Source organism: Pseudomonas sp. Sample_24, from assembly GCF_004307605.1.
GTDB lineage: Bacteria > Pseudomonadota > Gammaproteobacteria > Pseudomonadales > Pseudomonadaceae > Aquipseudomonas.
This window is the reverse complement of record NZ_RCNW01000195.1, coordinates 1-13,318: the sequence shown is the minus strand read 5'-3', so window position 1 is coordinate 13,318 and position 13,318 is coordinate 1. Positions and strand designations below refer to the sequence as shown.

14 protein-coding genes are annotated in these 13,318 nt (G+C 60.6%); 6 read left to right on the top strand and 8 right to left on the bottom strand.

What is annotated here, in order from left to right:
• Positions 1 to 1,189 (bottom strand): glutamate-5-semialdehyde dehydrogenase (locus D8V06_RS09990; protein WP_130930894.1); only part of this gene is annotated, 1,189 nt, incomplete at its 3' end.
• Positions 1,190 to 1,379: 190 nt separating this feature from the next.
• Here D8V06_RS09990 and D8V06_RS09985 point away from each other — a divergent pair.
• A complete protein-coding gene (locus tag D8V06_RS09985; RefSeq protein ID WP_130903865.1) occupies positions 1,380 to 2,078 on the top strand; it encodes a DNA-3-methyladenine glycosylase in 699 nt (232 codons plus the stop codon).
• A 92-nt stretch (positions 2,079 to 2,170) separates the two neighbouring features.
• Positions 2,171 to 3,487 (top strand): bifunctional DedA family/phosphatase PAP2 family protein, encoded by a 1,317-nt coding sequence (locus tag D8V06_RS09980; protein WP_056855812.1) that lies wholly within the window; start codon positions 2,171 to 2,173, stop codon positions 3,485 to 3,487.
• A gap of 6 nt (positions 3,488 to 3,493) precedes the next feature.
• Here the strand turns inward: D8V06_RS09980 and D8V06_RS09975 are convergent, their stop codons facing one another.
• Genes D8V06_RS09975 through D8V06_RS09965 form a run of 3 tightly spaced genes read right to left on the bottom strand, consistent with a single transcriptional unit; the run spans position 3,494 to position 5,170 of the window.
• Positions 3,494 to 4,084 carry an LON peptidase substrate-binding domain-containing protein gene (locus D8V06_RS09975; RefSeq protein ID WP_056855813.1) on the bottom strand — a complete coding sequence of 197 codons (591 nt, stop codon included), beginning with the start codon at positions 4,082 to 4,084 and terminating at the stop codon, positions 3,494 to 3,496.
• A 10-nt stretch (positions 4,085 to 4,094) separates the two neighbouring features.
• On the bottom strand, positions 4,095 to 4,811 hold the full coding sequence (locus D8V06_RS09970) for an LrgB family protein (protein WP_130930893.1): 717 nt from the start codon (positions 4,809 to 4,811) through the stop codon (positions 4,095 to 4,097).
• Entirely contained in the window at positions 4,808 to 5,170 is a 363-nt protein-coding gene (locus D8V06_RS09965; protein ID WP_056855815.1) for a CidA/LrgA family protein, read from the bottom strand. The genes D8V06_RS09970 and D8V06_RS09965 overlap by 4 nt, the downstream gene beginning before the upstream one ends.
• Before the next feature lie 195 nt (positions 5,171 to 5,365).
• Between D8V06_RS09965 and D8V06_RS09960 the strand changes: the two genes are divergently transcribed.
• The 3 genes from D8V06_RS09960 to D8V06_RS09950 all read left to right on the top strand — a co-directional run bounded on the left by D8V06_RS09960 (position 5,366) and on the right by D8V06_RS09950 (position 8,321).
• Positions 5,366 to 5,821, top strand: a complete 456-nt coding sequence (locus D8V06_RS09960) for a MaoC family dehydratase (RefSeq protein WP_130930892.1) — start codon at positions 5,366 to 5,368, stop codon at positions 5,819 to 5,821.
• A gap of 113 nt (positions 5,822 to 5,934) precedes the next feature.
• Entirely contained in the window at positions 5,935 to 7,653 is a 1,719-nt protein-coding gene (locus D8V06_RS09955) for a C13 family peptidase (protein WP_130930891.1), read from the top strand.
• A gap of 26 nt (positions 7,654 to 7,679) precedes the next feature.
• Positions 7,680 to 8,321 (top strand): oxidoreductase, encoded by a 642-nt coding sequence (locus D8V06_RS09950; RefSeq protein ID WP_056855818.1) that lies wholly within the window; start codon positions 7,680 to 7,682, stop codon positions 8,319 to 8,321.
• Between the two features lie 73 nt (positions 8,322 to 8,394).
• Here D8V06_RS09950 and D8V06_RS09945 read toward each other — a convergent pair whose 3' ends face one another.
• The 4 genes from D8V06_RS09945 to D8V06_RS09930 form a co-directional block, all read right to left on the bottom strand.
• Positions 8,395 to 8,679 (bottom strand): YceK/YidQ family lipoprotein, encoded by a 285-nt coding sequence (locus D8V06_RS09945; RefSeq protein ID WP_056855821.1) that lies wholly within the window; start codon positions 8,677 to 8,679, stop codon positions 8,395 to 8,397.
• Entirely contained in the window at positions 8,672 to 9,304 is a 633-nt protein-coding gene (gene ubiX, locus D8V06_RS09940; RefSeq protein ID WP_130930890.1) for a flavin prenyltransferase UbiX, read from the bottom strand. Before ubiX ends, D8V06_RS09945 begins: the two co-directional genes overlap by 8 nt.
• Positions 9,301 to 10,650 (bottom strand): UDP-N-acetylmuramate:L-alanyl-gamma-D-glutamyl-meso-diaminopimelate ligase, encoded by a 1,350-nt coding sequence (gene mpl / locus D8V06_RS09935; RefSeq protein ID WP_130930889.1) that lies wholly within the window; start codon positions 10,648 to 10,650, stop codon positions 9,301 to 9,303. The genes ubiX and mpl overlap by 4 nt, the downstream gene beginning before the upstream one ends.
• Before the next feature lie 193 nt (positions 10,651 to 10,843).
• A complete protein-coding gene (locus tag D8V06_RS09930) occupies positions 10,844 to 12,763 on the bottom strand; it encodes a sigma-54-dependent Fis family transcriptional regulator (RefSeq protein ID WP_130930888.1) in 1,920 nt (639 codons plus the stop codon).
• A gap of 446 nt (positions 12,764 to 13,209) precedes the next feature.
• Here D8V06_RS09930 and D8V06_RS30825 point away from each other — a divergent pair.
• The coding region (locus D8V06_RS30825; protein WP_241664269.1) for a hypothetical protein at positions 13,210 to 13,318 on the top strand (109 nt) is incomplete at its 3' end.

The following is a 13,318-nucleotide window of genomic DNA, read 5'->3' as shown; positions in this document are numbered from 1 at the left end:
CGCGGGCGTGCAGCTTATCAGTAGAAATGCCGATCTCGGCACCCAATCCGTATTCGAAACCATCGGCGAAGCAGGTCGGGGTGTTGATCATCACCGACGACGAATCGACTTCAGCCACGAAACGCCGGGTGTCGCCCTGGTGTTCGCTGACAATCGAATCGGTGTGGTGCGAGCCGTAATGGTTGATGTGCTCGATAGCCTGTTCCAGCCCGTCGACCACGCGGATCGACAGAATCGCGTCGAGGTACTCGGTACTCCAGTCATCGAGGGTGGCCGGCACGGCATCGATGATTGCCCGGGTGCGTTCACAGCCACGCAGCTCGACACCTTTCTCGCGGAACTGGGCCGCCATCGCCGGTAGAAAATCTTTGGCGACGGTTTGGTCGACGAGCAGCGTTTCCATGGCACCGCAGATGCCGTAACGGTAGGTTTTGGCGTTGAACGCGATGCGCTGGGCCTTCGCCAGGTCGGCGTGTTCGCTGACGTAAACGTGGCAAATGCCGTCCAGGTGTTTGATCACTGGCACGCGAGCATCTCGACTGACGCGCTCGATCAGGCCGCGACCGCCGCGAGGCACGATGACATCGACGTATTCAGGCATGGTGATCAGCGCGCCGACGGCGGCACGGTCAGTGGTTTCGACCACTTGCACCACCGCGGCCGGCAATTCGGCCTCGGCCAGTCCGCGCTGGATGCAGGCAGCGATGGCACGATTGGAATGAATGGCCTCCGACCCGCCACGCAGAATGGTCGCGTTGCCGGATTTCAGGCACAGGCTGGCGGCATCGATGGTGACGTTCGGACGGGATTCGTAAATGATCCCGATGACGCCCAAGGGCACGCGCATCTTGCCGACCTGGATACCCGACGGACGGAAACTCATGTCACGGATCGCTCCGACCGGGTCCGGTAGCGCGGCCACCTGGCGCAAACCGACGATCATGCCGTCGATACGCGCCGGCGTCAGCGCCAGGCGTTCAAGCAAAGCCGGTTCAAGACCGTTGGCGCGGCCGGCTGCCAAGTCCAGCTCATTGGCTGCGGTCAACTCGGCGCGGGCGGCGTCCAGTGCGTTGGCGGCGGCCTGCAAGGCGCGGTTTTTCTGCGCAGTGCTGGCGCGGCCAATCACGCGGGAAGCTTCGCGGGCGGCGCGACCCAAGCGGGTCATGTAGTCAAGAACGGACTCAGTCATGGTCTGGGCGTGGTCTTTTCTAAGGTCTTGGTAAAGAGTAAAGCGGCAGATTATAGCTGTCGTGCCTCCTGACTAACAGCGGTGACGGGCGGATGGTCGAAATGGAGAGCAAATTGCCGACGTTCAGCCGGGATTAAGCTGCAAATTGTTATCATCACCACTCAATCAGCCCTGATAAACACTGTTCATCATGTCCAATCTGACTGTCCGAACGTCCGCCATGAGCCTGCCCACGGGCCTTGCGGACGCATTTTTCGACCGCGACGCGCAAATTCTTGCCCGGGACCTGCTCGGGAAAGTCATTCGGCATCGGGTCAACGGACTGTGGCTCAGCGCAAGGATCATTGAAACCGAAGCCTATTACTGCGCCGAAAAAGGCAGTCATGCGTCGCTCGGCTACACAGAAAAACGTAAGGCTTTGTTTCTGGATGGCGGTCACATTTATATGTATTACGCCCGGGGTGGCGACTCCCTGAACTTCAGCGCCCAAGGTCCGGGCAACGCAGTGCTGATCAAATCGGCTTACCCGTGGGTCGACGACGTGAGCGGCCCGGCGAGCCTGGCGCAGATGCTGTTGAACAACCCCGACGCCCGGGGCCGCCCTCGCCCACCGCAAAAGCTCTGCGCCGGGCAAACCCTGCTGTGCAAGTCGTTGGGGCTGAAGGTACCGGTCTGGGATGCCAAGCGCTTCGACCACGAGGTGCTGCTGGTTGAAGATGTCGGCCAGTCCCCTGCCCACGTTATCCAGACCACGCGCCTGGGCATCCCCCATGGACGAGATGAACATCTGATGTACCGCTTTGTCGACTCGGCCTACGCTGCCTGGTGCACACGGAACCCGCTGCGACGGGGTCAGGTCGAAGGGCGCGACTATTTTATGCTGGGCTGAATGCTGACCAACACTGACTCCTGTGGGAGCGGGTGTATTCAGAGTGATGTGTTCTCAACAGGATCAACTGAACATTCAATGGAGTTGTCTTTATGGGCCAATGGCTCGATAGCGTGACCGGGTGGCTGACGGTCAACCCGCAATGGCTGGCGGCGGCGGTTTTCATCGTGGCCTTTGTCGAATGCCTGGCGATTGCCGGCCTGATCGTGCCCGGCACGGTGTTGCTGTTTGCCGTCGCGGTACTGGCAGGCAGTGGGGCGTTGTCGCTGAGTGAAACGCTATTGCTGGGCTTCCTCGCCGGCGTGTTGGGCGATGTGGTGTCGTATTTCCTGGGGCGCCACTTCCACCAGAACATCCGGCGCCTGCCAGGCTTGCGTCATCACCCCGAGTGGATCGCCGGGGCGGAGTCATACTTCCAGCGCTACGGCATCGCCAGCCTGTTGGTCGGACGCTTTATCGGCCCGTTGCGCCCGATGCTGCCGATGGTGGCCGGCATGTTCGACATGCCCTTCCCGCGTTTCTTCGCCGTCAGCCTGTTGGCTGGCGCGGGTTGGTCGGTGGCCTATCTGCTGCCGGGTTGGGCCACCGGGGCAGCGATCCGCCTGCCGCTGCCTGAAGGTTTCTGGCCTGAGGCCGGGATCGTCGCCGGCGCCATCGCCGTGATGGTCGGATTGAGTGCAACCAGCAGTTTGCGCCGACATCGCAACGCCACCGTTTTCATTACCGGGATGAGCCTGCTGATTCTCGCCGGGCTGTTCGTCGGTTATCCACACCTGACCGCGCTGGATCAAGGCGTGATGGCCCTGGTGCAGGAGCATCGCAAACCCGCACTCGATGAAGTGGCCGTCGTCCTCACGCTGATCGGCGAATTCCACATCATGCTGCTGTTCAGTGCCTTGCTGGTGGCGCTTCTGCTGATCACCCGACAATGGCGCCAGGCGATATTCGCTTGCGGCACGTTGCTGTGCACTGCGCTGGCCAATACCGTGACCAAAGGCTTTTTCGCCCGCGTGCGGCCGGAAGTGCTGAGCGATCCCCTGACCAGCTACAGCATGCCCAGCGGTCATGCATCCGGCGCATTTGCGCTGTTCCTGACTCTGGCCGTGCTGGCGGGACGCGGACAACCGCCACGGATGCGTCTGACCTGGTTGCTGGTGGCTTGTTTGCCAGCACTGGCAATTGCCCTGTCGCGGGTTTATCTCGGCGCGCACTGGCCAACCGATGTATTGGCCGGTGCGATGCTGGCGGCCTGCGTCTGCGCGGCCAGCCTGTGGCTGAGCCAGCGCAAGGTTCAGCTCAATTCCATGCCACCGAAGGTCTGGTGGCTGATCTTGCCGTCGCTGGTGGCTCTGTTCGGGTTCTTTGTGTTGCGGCATTTGCCGCATACGATGCTGCGGTACGCCTATTAACCAGCCTCAGGCAAACAGCTCGCCCTGCAACTCGTCCAGCAGCGCCTGGATCGCATCCAGCCGCTGTTGCGGATCATCGAGTTGCAGCAGGTCGATCTTGTCCAGTTCGGCGAACGGCAACAGGTAAGCCAGCTGATTGGCCAGCGATTGCTGACCGGTCGCTTCGGTTCCCATGTTCAGCGCTTCGACCATCGGGTGTTCAGCCAAGGCCTTGAGCAATGCCACCAGATCGGCATCCTCGTCCTGCAGCGGCTGTTCCGGCTCCTCGTCGAGCCACTCGACCTCTGCCACGATCAACTGATCACGTTGCAGTTCGGTGCGCAGAATGTTGAAGCGCCGGCCACCCTGAACCCGAATCCCCAACAGACCATTGTCCTGTGTCTTGAAATCGGTGATCAGCGCCTCACACCCCACCAGCGCGTACCCCGCCGGAGCGATGCCGACTTCTTCGCCCTCCAGGATGCAGACCACGCCGAAGCCGCCGCCCTGTTTCATGCAGCGACCGATCATGTCCAGGTAGCGCGCCTCGAAAATCTGCAAGTCGAGGATGCAGCCGGGAAACAACACTGTATTGAGTGGGAAAAGCGGCAGACTCATAGACATTTCCTTACACCACCATCGACACCGCCAACGGCAGGAACACCGCCGTGGCCACGCCCATCAGACTCATTGCCAGCGCGGCGAACGCGCCGCACTCATCGTTTTCCTGCATCGCCACCGCCGTGCCGACAGCATGGGCGGTCATGCCCAGCGCCATACCCCGAGCCTCGGGGCTGTGGACGCCGAGCCGGGTCAACAGACTCGGACCAAAGATCGCGCCGATCACACCGGTAATCAACACGAACACCGCAGCCAATGCCGCGACACCACCGATCTGTTCGGCCACCAACATCGCAATCGGCGAAGTGACCGATTTCGGTGCCATGGTCATCAGGATCATGTGTTCAGCACCGAACCACCAACCCAGAAGCACGCCAAGGACTGTAGCAACCACTCCGCCTATCACCAGCGTAGTAAAAATCGGCCAGAACAACTGCCGAATCCGCCGCAGATTAAGGTAAAGCGGCACCGCCAGCGCGACCGTCGCCGGGCCGAGCAGGATGCTGAGGATCTCGGTGCTCTTGCGGTACTCGACATAAGTCAGGCCGCAGCCCACCAGCACACCGATCACCAGCAACATGGAGACCAGCACCGGCTGCAAAAAGATCCAGCGGGTTTTCTCGTAGGCCGCCAGTACCAGTTGATAGGCGCCGAGGGTGATGCCAATGCCGAACAGGGGATGGTGGATCACCGACGCCCAAGCGCCATGCCAGTCGAAGATCATTGGTTGTCCTCTGGGTGAACATGACGTTTGACCAGTCGCTGCATCAACACACCGGCAAAAGCCATCGACAGCAACAGCGACAAAAACAGTGCACCGACGATGGCCCAGAAATCCGCGGCGATGTCGGCGGCATACACCATCACACCCACCGCCGGGGGCACCAGCAACAAGGGCAAATAGCGCAACAGACTGCTGGCCGCCAGGTTCAGCGGCTCACCGACCTGGCCGCGACTGATCAGAAACACCAGCAACAGCAACAGGCCGATGATTGGACCTGGCAGGAACGGCAGCAGCAAATGGTTGATCGCGGTGCCGAGCAATTGGAACAGCACCAGCCAGGTCAGGCCACGTAACAACATCTTTCATCTCCCGCAAAATCCGTCACCCGCATTGGCCTGGGCATTATAAGCATGCCTGCCCTATACAACGGCATTCGCCAAAAGCATGGTCGGTTGACCGGAGCAAATTGCCATGTTGATCTAAAGTGGTAATCCGGGAGGTCAAATCCCCCCCCACTCAAAACTATAAAAGCGATGAACCCAAGGAGAGTCTCAATGCCCTATGTTCCAGTTGCAGAGCTCAAAGATTATGTCGGGAAGGAACTTGGACGTTCCGAATGGCTCACCATCGATCAGGCGCGAATCAACCTGTTCGCCGAAGCCACTGGGGATTATCAGTTCATCCATGTCGACCCGGTCAAAGCCGCACAAACGCCATTTGGCAGCACCATTGCCCACGGCTTCCTGTCGCTGTCGCTGATTCCAAAACTGATGGAAGACATTCTCGTCATGCCGCAAGGCCTGAAAATGGTGGTCAACTACGGCCTGGACAGCGTGCGCTTCATTCAGCCGGTCAAGGTCGATTCGAAAGTGCGCCTCAAGGTCGACCTGACCGACGTCACCGAGAAAAAGCCTGGCCAATGGTTGCTCAAGGCCACCGCCACCCTGGAAATCGAAGGCTCGGATAAACCGGCGTATATCGCCGAACCGTTGTCACTCTGCTTCGTGTAAACCTTCCGGAATGCGAAGCAGCGCCCGCTGTTTCGCGCCCCCAGCCATTCTATCGACTGTATATGGACACATAGCTGCGGCATACTCGGTCGCCTAATTGCCCGGAACCCGCTATGCGCTCACTTGCACTCATTGCCTTGACCCTGATGCTCACCGCTTGCGGAGACGGCGAATCGCTGTTGCCCCCTGATGCGCGGCTGCCGGACGGCGGACGCTATCGTGGCGACATGGTCAATGGCTTGCTGCAAGGCCAGGGCCGGATCGACTACCCGAATGGCAGCTGGTACGCCGGTGAGTTCGATAAAGGCCAATGGCACGGCCAGGGTGAATGGCACGGCAGCAATGGCGAGGTCTATCGCGGGCAATTCAATCAAGGGTTGTTCGACGGCCAAGGCGCCTTGAGCACCAACGGCAGCCGTTACAACGGCGGTTTCAAACTGGGCCGGCGTAACGGTGAAGGCACCCTCAAAGAAAACGGCATGACCTACCGCGGCGAGTTCAAGGCCGATCAGTTTTCCGGGCTCGGCCGCCTCGAACTCGAAGACGGCAGCGCCTACCAGGGCCAGTTCGCCCACGGCAAACCCAATGGCGAGGGCCAGCGCGGCGACGCCAGCGGCAACCAGTACAGCGGGCACTTCGTCGACGGTCAGCTGGAAGGCAAGGGAACCTTCAACAGTGCCGACGGCGATATCTACGTCGGCGGTTTCAAGAACAATCAACTGGACGGGAAAGGTCGCTACGAAAACGCCGACGGCGACGTCTGGCTGGGGCTGTTCAAGGAAGGTTCGCTCAACGGCAAAGGCGAGTTGATCGGTGCAGACGGCAGTCACTACATCGGCCATTTCAACGACTGGCGCTTCAGCGGTCAGGGGCGACTGAACCTAGCCGACGGCAGTTTCTACATCGGCCAGTTCGACAACGACACCTATCAGGGCCGCGGCACTCTGGTGCTGACCGATGGTTCGGTGCTCAGCGGTATCTGGGTCAACGGCCAGCGAGTGCGCGATGCCGATGGCAAGCTGCTGCCGGACACGCTCGAACTCGGTTTGCTGGCCCAGGGGCGTCTGCTCGAAGAAGCGCTGGGCGGTGTGCCGGCCTCGACGCCAGCGGTGGAACTGTACACCCTGACCCTCGGCGGCGATGGCAAACAGAGTGTGTTCCTGCGTGAATCCGACTATGTCGCCAATATGCTCAACAGTCGTTTCGGCGCCTTTGGCCAGATCCGCCTGGTCAACCATCGCGACCACCTCGGCGACCGCCCGATGGCCACCCGGGAGAACCTGCGCCGCGCTGCGCTGACCCTGGCCGAACGCAGCGGTCCCGAAGACCTGATATTCATTTACCTGACCAGCCATGGCACCAGCGAACACGAGCTGGTACTCGACCAGCCGCGCATGGAGCTGGCCGATCTGCCGGCCGATGAACTGGCGGCCGTCCTCGCTCCGCTGAAGAACCGCGACAAGGTCATCGTGATTTCGTCCTGCTACTCCGGCGGTTTCATCCCCGCCCTCAAGGACGAGCGCACCCTGATCATGACTGCTTCGCGGGCCGACCGCGTGTCGTTCGGCTGTTCGGAGGAAGCCAACTTCACCTACTTCGGCGATGCCTTGTTCGCCCAGGCGCTGAACCAGACCGACGATCTGGAACAAGCCTTCAAACTGGCCAGGGCCACCGTCGCCGAGCGGGAGCTGGCCGACAACTTCGAAGCCTCCGAACCGCAGATCTGGGCGCCAAAAACCGTCCTTTCGCACTGGCAGTTGCTTCGTAAACAACAGGCAAGAAAAGCACTGCAAAGTATCTCGATCGACAGCAAGGACGCAAAGAGCAACTAAGCTGACAGTATCAAGGGAGAAACACTATGTACTTGACGCCTCAGCATGTGCTGCTTGCCGGAGCCACCGGCCTGACCGGTGAACATTTGCTTGATCGCTTGCTCAATGAGCCCACGATTACGCGGGTTTTGGCCCCCTCACGCCGGCCATTGGCCGAACATCCTCACCTTGAAAACCCGGTAGGCGACCCTGCGGAGTTTCTGCCGCAACTCAATGGCCGTGTCGACATCGCCTATTGCTGCCTCGGCACGACCATCAAAAAAGCCGGTTCCGAAGAGGCGTTCCGCGCGGTGGATCTGGACATGGTCGTGGCGTTCGCCAAACGAGCCCGGGAAATGGGAGCGCGACACCTGATCGTGATCAGCGCCTTGGGAGCCGATCGCAGATCCTCGATTTTCTACAACAAGGTCAAGGGCGAAATGGAGCACGCATTGCGCGCGCAAAACTGGCCGCAATTGACGATTTGCCGGCCATCGCTGCTGCTGGGCGAGCGCATCGAGCCGCGCTTTGCCGAGAAAGTCGCCGGTCCACTGTCTCGGCTGATTCCCGGCAAATACCATGGCATCGAAGCCTGCCAACTGGCCCGCGCCATGTGGCGCCTGGCTCTGGAGGAGCAGGATGGGGTGCGGATTGTCGAGTCGGATGAATTGAGGAAGCTGGGAAAATAAGACCAATCTATCGCAGCCTTCGGCAGTTTCTAGAAGAAACGCCTTCAAACGAAGGCTGCGATTTTTGGTTTTTTTACAACCCTCCGGTCGCCTGAAAACTCACGCCAATCACCGTCAATAACGACAACGGCAACAGCAGCGTGTCGAGCAAGGCACTGGCCGGCAGATCGACGCCGGGATAGCTCGGGGCTTCGGCGCCGAAACGGTCCATGGCGCAACAGCCGCCATTCATCGCATACAGATCCAGCCGCGTCCCGGCGTATACCACCGGCGCTCCAGGCTTGGCGGCATCCAGCGTTCGCGCCGTGGCACAGCCAGCCAATTGCAGCGCCAGGACAATCGTCAGTAACTTATTCATCGCTGGTCAGATGGTGCTCGCCCCAACGCGGCAGCATGTCCTGGGGAATGTTCAGCAAATTGAGGATTCGCGCCACGACAAAATCGATCAGGTCGTCGATGGTTTGCGGCTGATGATAAAAACCCGGCGAGGCCGGCAATATCGTCACGCCCATGTTCGACAGCTTGAGCATGTTCTCCAGATGAATGCTCGAATACGGCGCCTCGCGCGGCACCAGAATCAACTGGCGACGCTCCTTGAGCGTGACGTCGGCGGCACGCTCGATCAGGTTGTTGCAGGCACCGTTGGCGATGGCCGACAAGGTGCCGGTCGAGCATGGCACCACCACCATCGCCGCCGGTGAGCCGGAGCCCGAAGCCACCGGCGACATCCAGTCCTCCTTGCCATACACGCGGATCTGCCCGGCAGCAGCGCCGGTGTATTCGGTGAGGAAGGCCTGCATCATCTGTGGCTTGGCCGGCAAGGTGACGTCGGTTTCGGTGGCCATCACCAATTGCGCGGCCTTGGAAATCAGGAAGTGCACTTCGCGATCTTCGCGCACCAGGCAATCGAGCAGGCGCAAGCCGTACTGCGCGCCGGAAGCACCGGTCATCGCCAGCGTGATGCGCTCCGGACCGTTGTTCATTGCAGCGCCTCAGCGAGTTTGCCGTGCAGGCCACCGAAACCGCCGTTGCTCATGATCACCACGTGAGTGCCCGGCTGCGCCTGGCTCTTCACGCGCTCGATGATGCCTTCCAGCGAATCGCTGACAATCGACGGCACGGTGCACAGCGCTGCAGTGGCTGCCAGATCCCAGCCGAGACTGGCCGGCGCATACCAGATCACCTGATCGGCATCGACCACGCTTTCCGGCAAACCGTCACGGTGTGCGCCGAGCTTCATGGAGTTGGAGCGTGGCTCGATGATCGCGATCAATGGCGCGTCGCCAATGCGTTTGCGCAAGCCGTCGAGGGTGGTGGCGATGGCGGTCGGGTGATGAGCAAAGTCGTCATAAATGGTAATGCCACGGACTTCTGCGACTTTTTCCATGCGCCGCTTCACGCTTTTGAAGACACTCAGCGCCGCGATGCCCATGGACGGCACCACACCGACGTGGCGCGCGGCGGCCAATGTGGCCAGCGCGTTGGCGACGTTGTGCTGGCCGGTCATGTCCCATTCCACCACGCCCTGGGAAACGCCTTCGAACATCACTTCGAAGGCCGAACCGTCTTCGCTCAACAACTTGACCTGCCACTGTCCACCGGCACCGGTGGTTTGCACCGGGGTCCAGCAGCCCATCTCAATGACCCGCTGCAAGGCAGGCTCAGTGGTGGGATGGATCACCAGGCCTTCGCTCGGGATGGTCCGCACCAAATGATGGAACTGGCGTTCGATGGCCGGTAGGTCCGGGAAAATATCGGCGTGGTCGAATTCCAGGTTGTTCAGGATGGCCGTGCGTGGACGGTAGTGAACGAACTTGGAGCGCTTGTCGAAGAACGCACTGTCGTATTCATCCGCTTCAATGACAAAAAACGGTGTATCGCCCAGACGCGCCGAGACCGAGAAGTTCTGCGGCACGCCACCGATCAGGAAACCCGGGCTCATGCCCGCGTGTTCCAACACCCAGGCAAGCATGCTGCTGGTGGTGGTTTTACCGTGCGTGCCGGCAACCGCGAGCACCCAGCGACCTTGCAGCACGTGATCGGCCAACCATTGCGGGCCGGAGACGTAAGGCAGGCCTTTGTTCAGCACGTACTCGACCGCCGGATTGCCACGGGACATGGCATTGCCGATCACCACCAGATCCGGTGCCGGATCGAGCTGCGCCGGGTCGTAGCCTTGGGTCAGTTCAATGCCTTGCGCCTCGAGTTGCGTGCTCATCGGCGGGTAGACGTTGGCATCGGAGCCGGTCACGTGATGGCCCAGCTCTTTGGCCAGAACCGCCATCGAACCCATGAAAGTGCCGCAGATACCAAGAATATGAATGTGCATAGTCGACCTCGTAAAACATGGCCGCAGGTTAGCTTAGGGTGGGAAAATTCGCACCTTGTGTTTCCACTTCTCGGACGCACTGATGATCGTTCCCACGCTCCGCGTGGGAATGCAGCCAGGGACGCTCTGCGTCCCAAAAGCGGACGCAGAGCGTCCAGGGAGGCATTCCCACGCAGAGCGTGGGAACGATCAGCTATGCGGAGCGGGCGATGCCGTGTTTTCGCAGCTTGCGATAGAGGGTATTTCGGCTAACACCCAAATGCTCAGCCGTATGCGTCATGTGCCATCGCGTCTGCTCCAGTGCATTCAACAGCGCCAAACGCTCGGCATCCTCCAGCGGATGCTCCGCTGGCTCCTCGATAGCTTGCGCTACCGCCGGCCGGGCCTGTCGAATCATCAACGGCAAATCCTCCAACCCGATCCGCCCGCCGTCACACAAGGCCGCCAACGTACGCAGCACATTGCGCAACTGCCGAACGTTCCCCGGCCAGGCGAAACCGAGCAAGGCCTGGCGCGCCGGCCCATCAATCAACACCGTTTCACCGCGCGCTTCTTCGGCCAGCAAAAAGTCGAGCAACTGTGATTTGTCACTGCGTTCGCGCAATGGCGGCAGTGCGACTTCCAGCCCATTGAGCCGGTAATACAGATCTTCACGGAAGCTGCCGTCCTGCACCCGTTCCAGCAGATTGCGGTGCGTGGCGCTGATGATCCGCACATTGACCGATTCCGGCTCTCCTCCGATTGGCACGACCTGCCGGTCTTCCAGCACCCTTAACAACCGTGTCTGCAAGGCCAGCGGCATATCGCCGATTTCATCCAGGAACAAAGTACCGCCATCGGCCTGCTGTAACTTGCCGCGCATGCCCTCCTTGCGCGCGCCGGTGAAGCTGCCAGCGCGATAGCCGAACAATTCGCTCTCGATCAAGCTTTCGGGGATAGCTGCGCAGTTGAGGGCAACGAAGGTTTTTTCCGCGCGTTGACTGGCTTGATGCAGCGCTTTGGCGAAGGCCTCTTTGCCCGAGCCGGTTTCACCGTTGATCAACAGCGGCACGTCCCGCTCGTAGACGCGCAAGGCCTTGCGAAAATCCGCCTGCAAGCCGCTATCGCCCAGGCAGATGCCAGGCATCGCAGCCCGATCTTCAACAACGGGGGCTGGCTTCAGCGGCACAGGTACGCGCCGCGACTCGCCACGCAGCACGGCAAACAGCCGGCGCCCATCACGGGTGCGCAGTGGCCAACTCGCACTGGCATGGCTGCTGGCGCGGCCGAGCAATTCATCCAGCGAGCAATCGAAAAACGCTTCAACCGGTTTGCCGAGCAAGCCGCCGCGCACAAACCCCAGCAGGTTCAGGGCACTTTGGTTGACCGCACTGATCCGTCCTTCACCATCAAACGCCAGCAATCCTTCACTGAACAAGCCGACGGACTCGGCCTGCAAATGAAAACGCAGCAGCCACTGGTTGTCGAAACAACGCAGGAAATAGCAGCTCTCAATCATCTTCGCCGAAAGATTGACCAGCGCCATGGTGTGAAACTGACTCTGACGCGAGACATCGTGCCGTGCCGAGGACACATCGAGCACCGCCAGCAGTTCGCCATGCGGGTCGAACACCGGGCTCGCCGAACAGGTCAGGCCGGTGTGACGGCCACGAAAATGTTCGTCCTGGTGAATGGTCAGCGCCTGGCGCTCCACCATGCAGGTACCGATACCGTTGGTGCCTTCGCAGGCCTCGCTCCAGTCGGCGCCGAGCCAGAGGCCGGCACGCTCGAAAATCTTCCGTTCGGCGGGGGCCGTCACGCAGTTGAGGATCACGCCGCGCGCATCGGTCAACAGCACCGCATGGCCGGCGCCTGAGAGTTGCTGATGCAGGCTGGTCATTTCGTTGCCGGCGATGTGCAGCACTTGTTGCAAGCGTTCGCGGCTTTCGAGGACGCGCCCATGCTCAAGCACCGTCGGCGCCATGCTCAGGGCCGGGTCAAGGTGATAGTCCTCAAGACAACGCAGCCAGGAACGGGCGATGGACGGATCGCTGCCTGGACCGTGCAGATGGGTTTTCCCCTGCGTGACGGTCAATACTTGCTGGGCATGGCGACTCAAATGGTTGTCGTGCATTTCTTATTGTTCTCCCCGAGAGCAGTGCCGCCCCTTTCAGGCCTGGCACACGCCTTGTGGCGAGGGAGCTTGCTCCCGTTCGAGTGCGAAGCGCTCGCCAGAACCTGACCGGTAGACATTTTGGAGCCGCTTCGCAGCCCAGCGCGAGCAAGCTCCCTCGCCACAAAAAGGATTATCCGCGCGGCATCCTGCGGCCGAGCATCCTCCAGCCCGGCGCGCATTGCAATGCTGGCGAGACCCATCAGTCACAAGCTGTGCCATAAGCGGTACAAACTGTCACAGGGACTGTACCGAAAGCGTCACAGCCGTCACCCGCCCGTCTGGGAAAAATCGTCCAAGGCCTTGATTTGCCTGAGCTGCAGGGCAATGGCCCGACCTTTGCTCTACGCTTATAGCAAGCGCACATGCGCGACTCCCTATAAGCACAAAAGCAAGGAGAGACCACCATGCGTTACGCTCACCCCGGTACTGAAGGCGCTATCGTTTCGTTCAAGAGCAAATACGGTAACTACATCGGCGGCGAGTTCGTCGCGCCTGTCAAAGGTCAGTACTTCA

Bases quoted from the DNA above. Each gene is read 5' to 3' on its own strand.
- D8V06_RS09985 (WP_130903865.1), top strand. From the start codon at position 1,380: ATGTCCAATCTGACTGTCCGAACGTCCGCCATGAGCCTGCCCACGGGC.
- D8V06_RS09980 (WP_056855812.1), top strand. From the start codon at position 2,171: ATGGGCCAATGGCTCGATAGCGTGACCGGGTGGCTGACGGTCAACCCG.
- D8V06_RS09975 (WP_056855813.1), bottom strand. From the start codon at position 4,084: ATGAGTCTGCCGCTTTTCCCACTCAATACAGTGTTGTTTCCCGGCTGC.
- D8V06_RS09970 (WP_130930893.1), bottom strand. From the start codon at position 4,811: ATGATCTTCGACTGGCATGGCGCTTGGGCGTCGGTGATCCACCATCCC.
- D8V06_RS09965 (WP_056855815.1), bottom strand. From the start codon at position 5,170: ATGTTGTTACGTGGCCTGACCTGGCTGGTGCTGTTCCAATTGCTCGGC.
- D8V06_RS09960 (WP_130930892.1), top strand. From the start codon at position 5,366: ATGCCCTATGTTCCAGTTGCAGAGCTCAAAGATTATGTCGGGAAGGAA.
- D8V06_RS09955 (WP_130930891.1), top strand. From the start codon at position 5,935: ATGCGCTCACTTGCACTCATTGCCTTGACCCTGATGCTCACCGCTTGC.
- D8V06_RS09950 (WP_056855818.1), top strand. From the start codon at position 7,680: ATGTACTTGACGCCTCAGCATGTGCTGCTTGCCGGAGCCACCGGCCTG.
- D8V06_RS09945 (WP_056855821.1), bottom strand. From the start codon at position 8,679: ATGAATAAGTTACTGACGATTGTCCTGGCGCTGCAATTGGCTGGCTGT.
- ubiX (WP_130930890.1), bottom strand. From the start codon at position 9,304: ATGAACAACGGTCCGGAGCGCATCACGCTGGCGATGACCGGTGCTTCC.
- mpl (WP_130930889.1), bottom strand. From the start codon at position 10,650: ATGCACATTCATATTCTTGGTATCTGCGGCACTTTCATGGGTTCGATG.
- D8V06_RS09930 (WP_130930888.1), bottom strand. From the start codon at position 12,763: ATGCACGACAACCATTTGAGTCGCCATGCCCAGCAAGTATTGACCGTC.